Genomic DNA, 12980 nt, shown 5'->3' on the forward strand with positions numbered 1-12980 from the left:
CCACTCCTACATATTGGAATCTTCATCGAGATGATTGATTGTAACGGTTTTCGTTTTAATAAAGTTAGGAATAATTAAAATGAGTACTAGCAAAAAGATAATCGCGTAGATGCCAGCTGTGGTAAATAGGTTTCCTGCTTGCCCAAGAAGTATCCCAATTAGAGCAAAATCCACATCACCGAACGTAGAATTGGCAAAGCCTAAATCTCCTAATACAGGGAGAAGTAATGCAGGTAAGAAGGTTAGTGCCAACCCATTTACAAAAGAACCAAGCATTGCTCCTTTTCTTCCGCCTGTTGCATTTCCATAGACGCCAGCCGTAGCTCCACAGAAAAAATGAGGAACGAGCCCTGGTATAATTAATACACCACCAGCAAATCCAAGAATGAGCATTCCAATAATTCCTCCTGCAAAGCTACAGATAAAGCCAATGATTACCGCTGTTTGTGCATACGGGAAGAAGACGGCACAATCTACTGCTGGAACTGCATTTGGGATTATCCTTGTAGCAATTCCTTGGAAGGACGGAATAAGGTCTGCAAGAATCATCCGCACCCCGTTATAAACGATTGTTACACCAATGGCAAATTTCAAAGCACTCATAATAGCAAATAAATAAGGGGACACCCCGTCCGATAGGGTGTTAACAAATTCTGAACCAGCTGCGATTGCTGCTATAAGATAAATAACACACATCGTTAGTGCCGTAGATAAGGTTGTATTTCTTAAAAAGGACCATTGCTCCGGAATATTAATTTTCTCCGTACTATCCTTTGGACTTCCCACAAACTTTCCAACCCATGCAGACAGATAGTATCCGATGCTCCCAAAATGGCCCATCGCAATATCATCCCCATCCGTAACTTTTAATGTATATTTCTGCCCGATTGCTGGGGAAATCGCACTCCATGCGCCTAAAATAAAGCCACCGATCATAACGAGTAATGCTCCTGATAAACCAGATGCACCTAGCACTGCGGATAACAAGCAAGCCATGAAAAAGCTATGGTGACCGGTTAGAAATACATATTTGTACTTTGTAAACCTTGCTATGACGATATTAAGAATGAGACCTAGTAATAAAATCGACATCGTTTCTACACCAAGCATTTTTTGAGCGGTAGCAACTACTGCTTCATTATTGGGAACAACCCCTTGGATGTTAAACCCTTTTTCTATCATTGCTCCCAATGGCTCCAGATTGGCAACAATAAAGGATGCACCTGCACTCAGCATAATATAACCGAGAATAGGACCAAGTGTACCGGTTAAAACTTTATGAAATGGTTTCCGCAATGCAACAAGGCCAATGAATGCAATTAACCCTATTAAAAGTGCTGGCTCTGAGAGAATATCCTTAAGAAATTCTAAAACATTTGTTAAAAAGCCCATTTTAAAGCCCCCTCAACCGTATGTTATTTTTTATTAGAAGCAACCTCTTGCAACACTTCCTGGACATCCGCTTTAATTTTCTTCTTATTTATATAGCTCCTTACCACACAAACTCTTTGCGCCGTGCTATCAAATTGTTTTGCTAATTCATCAATCGTCACGACTAAGTCACAGTTTCTTCCCTTGGCTCCGTTAAAGTCAGATGATTCGACCTGTGCTGGAATTCCCAATTCTGCACAAATTTCTTCTATCTTCATTTTCAACATTAAACTACTGCCAATCCCATTTCCGCAAACGGTTACAATTGTAATCATTGTTAAACATCTCCTTTATAATTCACTATAGCTTTGAATAAGCTCGAGAAATGATTCAGTTGCTGTCATTTCTATCATTTGGTCGATATTCTCCTCTTCCTCTAATAATTCTGTTAGCTGACTTAATGCTTTTAAGTGCGAATGATTATCTACAGCAGCCAATACAAAAATCAAGTGAACATTTTTCTCTGGATCATCTGGTGAAAAAGAAATAGGTTCGTGCAATTTAAGTAGACTCATGCCTAATTTTTTCACACCTTCTTCTGGTCTCGCATGTGGAATCGCTACATGCGGGGCGAGAACAACATAAGATCCCAGCTTTTCAATATTGGTAATCATTGCATCGATATAGCGTGGTTCTATCGCTTGTATGTCAAGCAATGGTGACGAAGCAACACGAATTGCCTCCTGCCAACTATCTACCTTATCTTTTATTTGAATCAATTCTCGTTTTAATAGATCACTTATCACTGGTTTGTACCCCCTAAAATGAGCAGCAGTATGCCCCATTACTAAATCACAAAGTGCTTCATAGAGTCCATTTTCATTATGGATGGTCGTAAAAGGCTTGATGACTTCCATTATTTGATTAACGCTGACTCCTTTTAAATCCTTTTTCCTGAGAACACGAAAATCAAATTCCTGAAGAATACGCGCTTTATCTAACGCTGTTAAAATAGGATTAACCATAATAATTGGTTTTGTTGTTTGAAAAGGAATGGTTGAAAACAACAAATCAAATTCATCTTCCCTTTGATAGTCATAGTCACTTAGGGAATAAATAGCTAATATTTCTACCTCTGGCACAAGCTTTTCTATCTGGTATTTGAGCATATTAGATGTCCCCATTCCATTCGGGCAAACAATGACTGCCTTTTTACGCAGATCCACTTGAATATTTGCCGCATCCACATAGGAACCAAAATGTAAGGTAATATAACCTGCCTCCTCCTCCGAAATAGGACGGTTTACGAATTCCTCTAATGGCTTGAGCGCCTTTTTTACTAACACAAACAAATCCGGAAATTCTTCCTTTATTTGCTTTAATAATGGATTGACGATAGGAATATGAAATAACATTCGATAGTAAGCCGGTCTAATATGATAATAAAGAGAGTGAGCTAACTCCTTCTGATTGGAAATCGACACACAGGCTAGCAGTTCGAATTCTTGAATGATTACTTGTGTCAACGCATATAATTGCCTTTCCATTAAGAATGAAGCTTCGTTTAGATGGCTATCCTTGCATTGCAATCCTATCAGAACGCTTGTTATATAAAGGTGTTCATCAGTCTCCTTTGAAATGCCAAGTTTGGTGACTTTTTCAGAAATAACCTTATACTCGTTTAAGTTCGCAATGATTTCTCTCCTATCATCTGGATAGAAAATACTGCCTCCTTTTTGTATTCTCAATAGAAGAAAAAGCAGAAAGACGATTACTTCTTGGACCTTTTCTTCAACGTATTTAATGCCAAGCTGTTTTTCCATTTCTGCTATAATAGCAGCAATCTTTTTGTGACTATGTTCATAAGCCCCTTGGCCATTTTCTTGATTGTATAAGTCCTTTAATAGCTCAGATCCTTCCTCATAACGTATAAATTCCGAAATGCAAAGCATCATGAGAAACCTTATATTACCTTCCTCCCCAACCAATTCGTAACCATGCCTTCTTGTATACTTAATAATTACATGATATTGTTCAGCGAGCTTAGATGCTTCTTTAATAGAAGTAAGGACCGTATTTTTGCTTACCTTAAGTAAATCAATGAAGTGATTCACAGACACATATTCTGTATTCGTAAATATTTTTAATAGAATTAACCCTTTTCTTTCCGTTGGTGAAGCAATATAAGTATTTGTCTTTACGACCGGTATCTTTCCTTCTTCCTGTTCCTTCCATTGATTAGGAAAGATTAACCCTCTTGAACGATCATTTTTAATAGGGGGCATCCCCTGATCTATTAACCAATTATTGATTTTCTTTACATCATACGTAATTTGTCGCCGCGTACATCCTAACTCCTTTTCTAATCTCTTGATTCTTTGAGGACCATAATTTTTTAATACCTGTAATAAAGCAGCCGCCCTCTGATCCAACATCTTCCTACCTCCTTCTACGTACAGTATAAAATATTCTAACGAAAGAAAGCGTATTCATTTAGTCCGAATTGTGGCTAGTTCGTTTGAACAAGATTGGATTGATTTTGAGGTCTATTGTTTTTTACTTATATGGAAGGTACCTAATTCTAATTAAGAGGGAGTGTTGCAAATAGTTTAAGCAGGCAGTGAGGAGTTTTGAGCCACTATTTGCAGACATCTGAGCCAGGAAGTGCGGGGGAAAAGCTATTGTTATTAAAAATACAAAGTAATTAAAGAGCCATTAGAACAATATTCGTTCCAATGGCCGCTTGTATTATCTGAATCTTTATGCATAATTTACCTTGTTATACGCTTTTCAACTTCTGTGGGAATTATATAGATAGCGTTAAACCATAACGTTCCCTCATCAAAATTCGCCATCAACCAGGGTTTTATAAGAATTGTATCTGCGATTTGTTGCCTGTTCTAGTTTTGAATGCCATCCTCTGCTCCCTCCTACCTGAGTCCATCAATAAATGTCGCAGAGGAATTTCTTTATGGTTACAGATTATCAGCCTGCTATTTAGTAAACTGGGTCTCGAACTCTATTGAAATCTGCGTTTCCTTAACATTTTCTAAATGAATAGCTAATTTCTTAATATTATTATTTTGATTTTGTTGTTGGTTTTCACCAAGCGAACTAGATAATGGTTTAGCATCTATTACTGAGAATTTAGCATTAGAAGGATTCTTTATTGTTACTGTAATGAACTTTTCACCCATTACCAATATAGCTGTTTTTCGATCTACACTTAGACCAATATTTGCTCGAGTATGCATAAACCAATAAATTTCTGATGGAGTACTTAATGTAATATTATCCTCTATAAGTATGTCATTTCTATCATTAATCAAAGATGCTCTTCTTTGGATAGATTTAGCATTTTTATACGCATCTGTCATATCAATAAGGGTACTAGCCTCATTTTTCTTTGAAGTAAAGTCTATTATTTTTCCTTTTGCAAAAATATTTTGATCTGGACCTTCATCTGGATTTATCACTAGTGTATTTTGACCCTCTGCTCTTTTCCTATAATAATTCCAGCGCTTGCTTTTCTTATCAAAGTAGCCTGGAAGATTATAATTATCCATACCAAGATCAATAGCCCATCTCTCACCTAATGCATCAATTACAAATGTCCCTATATCTAAATCGCCATGACTAGCTTGATTATCACCAGCATGTATGCCTACAAAAGATGACTTTGAATCCCATGAACTTCTCATAGTTACAATACCAGCACTACCATTGAACATTTTGTCTAATGGAAGGGAATAATTTTTTTCTTCTTTTGGTCTGTACCAAATCATATTTAGAGGACTATATGTTTTTAGCACACTATCTGCCAATTCCGGCTTATTAAATTTATTAGAAAACCAAAATAATTGTGGTGATTTAATAAAGTTATCTTCTTGAGAATCACCTATATTAAATGCGCCATTATTTCCTTTGGTATAGATTGCATAATATCCAGTATTGGCTATTCCTTTTACTTTGGAAAACTCATAATCTGTACCTAAAGAAGTTTCTAAAGAGGAGAAAAGCAATGCCAAATATTTTGTTGCATAATTCCAATATCCAGGTCCTTCTTCCGTTCCTCCATCGTCACCATACGACATTAAAGAAGTTTTTAATGAAGAAAGAGACTTTTGAATAATTTCACCCGTAATTCTTTCGGTAAATGGTGATTCATCTGCGATTGCCAAGGCACTAATTAATATACCGCTATTAGAAACTGTATTCCAATTATTACTTTCATCTCTCCAAAAAGTAGGTATTTGAGCTTGACTATTTTGATCATTATATACTATAAGTGCTGGATTAAGTGCCTTTTTAAGTATGGACTGTTTTAGAATATCCTTTTGGTTCTGATCTAAATAATCATAAAGCCAATCAAAACCAATTCCTACTGCCGCAGCCATCTCAGCTGTATCTAAAAAATGTGCAGGGTTCCAATCATAGAACCTATTTCGATCAGATACTCGCTCCAACTCTTTCCAAGCTCTTTCAGCATATAACTTATTACCACTCAACCTATACATTAAAGACAATGTTAGGGTTCTGTCTAAGACAGTTCTACTAATTGGCAGTAATCTCACACCATCTGATTTTTCATATGTCACCACAGGCTTTTCTAATAAATTATTAGCATTTATTGTCAGCTCTTTATACCAACGCTTTAAATTTGAATCAGTTTTTAGAGATTCTTTTATTTTTTCAAAATCTTCACTTGTTGCTAATAGTCTGGGATGCTTTTTATTAGGAGATACTCTCTTTAGGTCATTTATAATCACTTGTGCTGCTGGTTCCTTTAAAGAAGAAATATTATTTTTTCCTTTATATTCAACATTATTCTGTTTTGAGCTATCCCTATGGATGGTTACACTACTAAAAAAAATAATAAGAATTAATACAAAATATGAAAATTTCTTTTTTATTTTCATCCCAAACCTCCCATTCATTTTATATTATTTCTATATTTGTTGATTAACTCAAAATAATTACTCTCACATTTAAACGTTAAATATTTACTTTTATTTCCCAGTATTAGTCTTATTTAATAAAAATAAAATACTCCTACCTATATTGGTAAAGAGTATTTTATAATTTTATTTCTAATCTCTACTAAATAAATCCCTCGTATAAACCTTGTCTTCAACATCTGCTAAATCGCTAGATAATCTATTGGCAACAATCACATCAGAAATTTCTTTAAATTGATCGAAATCATTAATCACTCTTGAATTATAGAAAGTCTCTTCCTGCAATGCTGGTTCATAAACAACCACTTCAATACCTTTTGCTTTAATACGTTTCATGACACCTTGTATGGCTGATTGTCTAAAGTTGTCTGAATCCATTTTCATTGTTAAGCGATAAATACCAACAACTTTTGGATTCTTTTTGATAATCATTTCTGCAATATGATCTTTTCTTGTTCTATTAGCATCAACAATTGCTGTCATAATATTATTAGGAACATCTGCATAGTTAGCTAGTAGCTGCTTTGTATCTTTTGGTAAACAGTAACCGCCATAACCAAAGGAAGGGTTATTATAATGGGTTCCGATTCTTGGATCTAGGCCTACACCATCAATAATTTGCTTTGAATCTAAACCTCTTACTTCAGCATAAGAATCGAGTTCGTTAAAGAATGCAACTCTCATCGCTAAATATGTATTAGCGAATAATTTAATAGCTTCTGCTTCAGTAGAATTTGTGAATAAAACATCTATATTCTCTTTAATTGCACCTTGGACTAACATATTAGCAAACACCTTTGCTCTTTCTGATTGTTCTCCCAATACAATTCGAGATGGATACAAGTTGTCATATAGTGCTTTACCTTCTCTTAAAAACTCTGGTGAAAAGATAATATTATCCGTTTCAAACTTTTCTTTAATCTTCTCTGTGTATCCAACAGGAACAGTTGACTTGATAATCATAATAGCTTCTGGATTAATGGATAATACATTCGCAATTACGGCTTCAACCGTTCTTGTATTAAAATAGTTTTTTTCCGGATCATAGTTAGTTGGAGTAGATATAATTACATATTCTGCGTCTTTAAATGCAGCATAATTATCTGTTGTTGCTGTCAAATTTAAATCCTTTGTCGCTAAATATTCCTCAATTTCATTATCAATTATCGGTGACTTCTTATTATTGATCAAATCCACCTTTTCTTGAATAATATCAAGTGCTATAACTTCATTATGTTGAGCTAGAAGAATAGCATTAGACAATCCAACATAGCCAGTGCCTGCAACTGTTATTTTCATTTAATTATATCTCTCCCTTGATAAACTAGTATTCAAATAAAAAACAAAAATTTTTTAAGCGTATACTGCTTCTCGAAATATGCCTGATATTCTCCACAAATAATTTGCTCGCATCAATCCTGTTACTAACATTTTCTAACCTAACCATATTCTTCTCTAGCAAGCCTTTGGCGGGTTTTCTTCACTTGTAAACTAGTAATTAATTAGTATTATTCCTGTTTCTTTCAATAAAAAGTAAGAAAAAAAACTATAGCGAAAGTTCATTTTCCCTTCTCTTTATCTAATTTGTTTGTTGTCTTTTTGAGAAGCCCGATATCTAATTTTTATAAAACCTAACCAGTTTGAACTTCAGTAAACTTCAACTCTGATAGAGCATGAATTTCATGTTTCACTCACTTTGTCAGAAGATGAACAAATCATCTACTTAAACGTGAGTAATACTATCGTTCTTCATCTCTTTAAATACTCTTTTAATATATTATTTGCCCTCATCATCAGGTAGACAAATTCCACTTTCTGTTTTCGATACAAGCTCAGAAACATACGTTCTTTAAACGTCCAACTATCAAACTGAACTCCCTTTACTGCCTCCAGGAACTCCTGATCTTGCATGACCTCACGAATCTTCTCCAAAGCTTGCCTCTTCTGATTCCAATTGGAAAAATGCAGTACAGTACGACGAACTACTTCATTACCATAATGGAAATATAGTTCATTCTTATGCCCGACTTCAGTTCCTGCAAGGTTACAGGCGGACATGTACGATTTTTTCAGTTCATTCCAAAAGTCCGACCTATAGGAGTGACTCGCACTTTCACTATATACCACGTACAGATAAGGGGACTCTGCTGCCAACACTTCAAATTTCTTAACTACTCTAAAACAAGAAAAACAGAAAATACAGTCCTCTGCAAACCTCATATTCGTTGGAAAAGCAAGCTCATTATCAAGCAAAAATTTTCGCGAAAATAGGTATTGATATACCTTCCCGCCAAAATATGTTGCTTTATAGTTTTTAGAGAAAGGCTCATCGTAAAGCCTTTCACAAAGTAACCTTGCATCAGCCTCGTTATAGCAACCTGGTTCGAGCGGTAATGGTACTTTCCTCACTATTTTTTGGTTCATAACAGCATATGCAAACATGTAAATCTCTTTATCAAAGCCTACACTGTTCAAAATCTTACTGTACTGTTCGGGGAGCACTAAATCATCAGCATCCACAAATGCAATATAGTTACCAGTTGACTTTCGAATACCGGTATTTCTAGCTGCCGATACCCCACTATTTTTCTGTGAGACTACCATAAGACGATGATCTATAATAGTCTTCAGTTTTTCTAGTGTCAAATCTGTAGAGCCATCATCTACCACAATCACTTCAATCTCCTCATATGGAATCTGAAGAATCCTTGTGACACAATCCAATATATACTTCTGTGCGTTATATGCCGGAATAATAAAAGATACTTTTTCCTTTTTCATTGCATCACCTTCTTATTTCTTCTTGCCTCAGTATTTTTTGAAAATTTGTATAAACATAATAAGCCTTATATAGTCCCTAATCATTACTATTTCAATAACGTAACAACCGTTTTTCCAAGGCTAATTTACCCTTTGTCATTTTGTCAAATAGCTGAAGACTTTGACGAAATTCTATCTGTTTATGATATGCCAGATAGAAAATGACATTGGGAATTATACAACAAAGTATCCCGCGAGTAACAAGCGTAGTAAAATCTGAAAATTGTAGCAAACTAGAAGGGATATAAGTCAAAATACACGCCAAAATTGTTACAATGACATATCGAAAAAGTTTTCTTAAATAAGGCCACATATCGCTTTTATCAAATAACTCGCTAAAAATATTGTGTAGTAGCCAAGGCATACCTATCAACAATGTAGCTAATACAGTGGATAAAATTATTCCATATATTCCCCAAAATTGAACCATAATCAAATTCATTATCAAATTTGCCAAAGCTGTTACTAAAGGACGGAATCTATCCTTATTCCAAATTCCTCCTGCATCCTTAAATAAATTTAGGAGTTGATTTATTTCGTATATGAAGTAATAAATACAAAAATAAATTACAGCAATAAAAGAAAGCTCATATCTTTCTCCAACCCAAAGTTTCATAATTGGCTGATACAAACATAACAAGCAAACTGTACAGAATCCGGAAATCCATACAATAATCAATGTGAATTTTTTCAGGTCCTCTACGTTTTTCTCCTTTGTTTCCTTAATCAAACTATTACCAATACCTGCAGTACATGAATTAAATACAATAGTGACTAAGGCAATTAAAGAAGATAGAATATAATAGTAATTTTGATAAACAGCTAACATGGTAAGACCTAAAAATGCAGATATCACAATTGTATCTACAGAGTTCAGAATTACCGCACCGACCTTTGATGTAAACAAGTCTCTTATCCTTTTGTTAATCTGACTAATTACTGTTTTTTCGAGTCTACCTTTCGCACGATAATTAGGATACATTTTCGTAGCAACAACGGCAGTTAAAATATTGGTCATCGCCTGTGTAAAAAGTGCAACGATTAAATACCAGTAATAATTTTGTAAGATAAACAAAACTAACAATTGTAAACCGTACTGAAAAGTGTTTGTAAACAGTTGTACCTTGCTTATCACATCATTTCGTTGATGTGCATTTAACAAGCTATTTTTATATGCAAATAGCCAATAAGAAAGTACAGTTGCTCCTAGGTTTAATAGATATAGAATATAAACATTCAATCCACCAGGTACCTCACCACTAATCAAGCTCGGTATAAAAGGTAAAATTATCAAGCCTACAACCGCAATAATACACCCAATCACACGGTAATATATTTGATATAAGCGTAGCAATGCACTGATGGTTTTTTCATCATCTTCTGCAATGGGTTTATACATACTAAAAACCATGGCAGATCCTATTCCCAGCTCTACTAAATTCAACACTTGAAGAATCGACGTGAACAGACTATTCAAACCAAGATACTCAATACCCATCCAATAAATCATTGCTGTACGCATTAAAAACGGTACAATAATTTGATATATCTTCAAAATACCGCCAAAGATGATATTACGTGTTGCATTTTTTGTGCGTTCTATTTTCACTTGTAAAATCCCCCTCAATTACGTTTCATGTGAATTGAAAAAATTCATTATCAATACAATCAACATAATTGTAATGGTTAATACATATTAGTTAACATATATAAAGAATGATAAATATATCATTCTGTTCAGTAATATTTCCATAAATACTATTAAATTTAATTCCAGATATCTTTTGGAAAAACAGCAATCAATTGTTCCTGCATTTCCGATAGGTTCGGTAGTTCCATTGCCTGCATTTTAAGAGCTTCATCTAGCGTTTCAGCCATTTTAACTGAAGTTCTTCCTGTTGAGAAGTACCAGTCATAAAACTTTATAATTTCCTGATCCATTCCCTTTTTTAAAAAAATAGCCGGAACTCCATAGGCCTCTGCCAAAATAATACCATGCAAAGTAGACGAAATAACAAGCTCTGATGCAACTACATCGTTCAAAAAAGACTTATGATCGTATGTTTCTATATTGATATAATTCAAATCATCTCGTCGGTTTCCATCTTTTCCATTCTGAGACATATGGTATATCACCGAAATTGGGTATTTTTTTTCTACATTTTCTGGCTTATAGATTAAAGGCAGCAATATACCTGGATCTCCATATACCTCCGGGCATTCATATCCGATGCCTTGCAAGAACCATCTCGTTATTGGTCCCCTAACTGCACGGATATCATATTTTCTATTTTTTTTTTGTTTTACCACTGCTTCCATACTACTGACACTATGGATTCCACTTCCCCAAACTGTAGCATCAAAACCACCCATGCCAATCAATGAGCCAACAGTTAATAAATGCTTCGTACCATTTACCTTTTGTTCTTTGTCCAAGCCGTAATAATCAAGCATCCAATCATATATCACAATTGCCAATCCATCACCTAAATTGGGCTTTTTATTCCACCACTCTAGGTTAACTTTATTTTTTTGCGATTTCTTATATCCAATAGACAGCTCATTTCTCATTAAAAATCTTTTTATCCTAGACACATATAGTCCTCCATCACATATTTTTTTTGAATGGTATTCCTAATAAAATGTAAAAAGCAAAACCAAAAGCACTAAACACCAAAGTTGAAGACGTAACGCCAACTATTAACAATGAAATAATACCAGCAATTAACACCGCTTCATGCCGCTGATACGTACCATTTTTTCTTTTTGTTGCACTTATAACCATCGCAACATAAAGAAGTAGCCCCACTACTCCAGTAGACACCAAAATGCTAAGTACCATATTATGGGCAGAGGTTGCGAACACATTTCCTGTTATCTCTACATATTTTTCTGCATATAAATAACCCACTCCATATATCGGGCTGGAAGAAATCACATTTAAACAACTTTCCCAAATGAATGTCCTCGTTGTTAGCGTCGGACTTTTTCCTAAAATATTCACAACAAAATACTGCATAATAGGTGACCGATCTATTAATATGGTAAAAGTAACGAGCAGTCCATAAAGTGGAATAAAAACTTTATAATTTAAAATTTTATATATAATTTTTTCGCTTCCCTTTATTATTTTACTAAGGTTAAAAAAAATAAAAAACCCACCTATCAATAGGATACCAACATTGGCTGCTGTTGATTTAGAGTGATACAAACATATTGCCGAAATTATAATGGCAAGATAACTCTCTATATTAATTTTTTTATTTTTCACTTCTGACAAGTATGCAGTAATGATGCATAGTGGTAAACTATAAACTAATCTTGCCGTCTTATACCCTAAAAACCAGTTTTCAGTGTATAGGTCATCGCTATATAATCCACTTGGGTATAATACCATTGATAATGCATCGGCAATAATAATTACCCATAGAGTATTTTTCCATATTCTCAAAATTGGAATAATACTTTTCTGGTAGGAATCGATACAAAGCGAAATTAAGAATGGAATAGATAACAATCTAAACGCATACCCAACATTTCCATAACCAAATTGTGTACATAATAAAGAAAATAAAATAAATACACTTAGCCATTTAAATGTAGTTGTGTATTTATGTCTAATAAAAAAATTTCTTATGACAAGTCCTATAATCGCAACAATTCTTATCCAAAAAAGGATTTGAGTCATTTCACTAAAAATGGAATTTAAAAAGGTAATATTTATACAACTAATAAGGATTACTAAACTTATTAAATCCGTTGAGGTAATCTTCTTTATTCTAAAGTTCATTATTTTCCCTCACCAAAATTAAGGCTTGCTATTCAAACCCC

9 protein-coding genes are annotated in these 12980 nt (G+C 34.3%); all 9 read right to left on the reverse strand.

The window, feature by feature from the left end:
* Positions 1-6: 6 nt before the first annotated feature.
* On the reverse strand, positions 7-1392 hold the full coding sequence (locus NST77_RS17880; protein ID WP_341123339.1) for a PTS ascorbate transporter subunit IIC: 1386 nt from the start codon (positions 1390-1392) through the stop codon (positions 7-9).
* Positions 1393-1415: 23 nt separating this feature from the next.
* Entirely contained in the window at positions 1416-1706 is a 291-nt protein-coding gene (locus tag NST77_RS17885; RefSeq protein WP_095332703.1) for a PTS sugar transporter subunit IIB, read from the reverse strand.
* 15 nt (positions 1707-1721) lie between these two features.
* On the reverse strand, positions 1722-3806 hold the full coding sequence (locus NST77_RS17890) for a BglG family transcription antiterminator (RefSeq protein WP_341123340.1): 2085 nt from the start codon (positions 3804-3806) through the stop codon (positions 1722-1724).
* A 558-nt stretch (positions 3807-4364) separates the two neighbouring features.
* Entirely contained in the window at positions 4365-6290 is a 1926-nt protein-coding gene (locus NST77_RS17895; RefSeq protein WP_341123341.1) for a heparinase II/III domain-containing protein, read from the reverse strand.
* Between the two features lie 171 nt (positions 6291-6461).
* Positions 6462-7628, reverse strand: coding sequence for a nucleotide sugar dehydrogenase (locus NST77_RS17900; protein WP_341123342.1), 1167 nt, complete (start codon positions 7626-7628; stop codon positions 6462-6464).
* A 450-nt stretch (positions 7629-8078) separates the two neighbouring features.
* Positions 8079-9110, reverse strand: a complete 1032-nt coding sequence (locus tag NST77_RS17905) for a glycosyltransferase family 2 protein (protein WP_341123343.1) — start codon at positions 9108-9110, stop codon at positions 8079-8081.
* Between the two features lie 91 nt (positions 9111-9201).
* Entirely contained in the window at positions 9202-10758 is a 1557-nt protein-coding gene (locus NST77_RS17910) for a lipopolysaccharide biosynthesis protein (protein ID WP_176474240.1), read from the reverse strand.
* 158 nt (positions 10759-10916) lie between these two features.
* Positions 10917-11744: a polysaccharide pyruvyl transferase family protein gene (locus tag NST77_RS17915; RefSeq protein ID WP_095332685.1), complete on the reverse strand. Its 828-nt coding sequence runs from the start codon at positions 11742-11744 to the stop codon at positions 10917-10919.
* 13 nt (positions 11745-11757) lie between these two features.
* Positions 11758-12939: an O-antigen ligase family protein gene (locus NST77_RS17920; protein WP_341123344.1), complete on the reverse strand. Its 1182-nt coding sequence runs from the start codon at positions 12937-12939 to the stop codon at positions 11758-11760.
* Positions 12940-12980 lie beyond the last annotated feature (41 nt).

It is taken from the genome of Niallia sp. FSL W8-0177, assembly GCF_038006285.1.
GTDB lineage: Bacteria > Bacillota > Bacilli > Bacillales > Cytobacillaceae > Niallia > Niallia circulans_A.

Bases quoted from the DNA above. Each gene is read 5' to 3' on its own strand.
- NST77_RS17885 (WP_095332703.1), bottom strand. From the start codon at position 1,706: ATGATTACAATTGTAACCGTTTGCGGAAATGGGATTGGCAGTAGTTTA.
- NST77_RS17900 (WP_341123342.1), bottom strand. From the start codon at position 7,628: ATGAAAATAACAGTTGCAGGCACTGGCTATGTTGGATTGTCTAATGCT.
- NST77_RS17920 (WP_341123344.1), bottom strand. From the start codon at position 12,939: ATGAACTTTAGAATAAAGAAGATTACCTCAACGGATTTAATAAGTTTA.
- NST77_RS17905 (WP_341123343.1), bottom strand. From the start codon at position 9,110: ATGAAAAAGGAAAAAGTATCTTTTATTATTCCGGCATATAACGCACAG.
- NST77_RS17880 (WP_341123339.1), bottom strand. From the start codon at position 1,392: ATGGGCTTTTTAACAAATGTTTTAGAATTTCTTAAGGATATTCTCTCA.
- NST77_RS17890 (WP_341123340.1), bottom strand. From the start codon at position 3,806: ATGTTGGATCAGAGGGCGGCTGCTTTATTACAGGTATTAAAAAATTAT.
- NST77_RS17895 (WP_341123341.1), bottom strand. From the start codon at position 6,290: ATGAAAATAAAAAAGAAATTTTCATATTTTGTATTAATTCTTATTATT.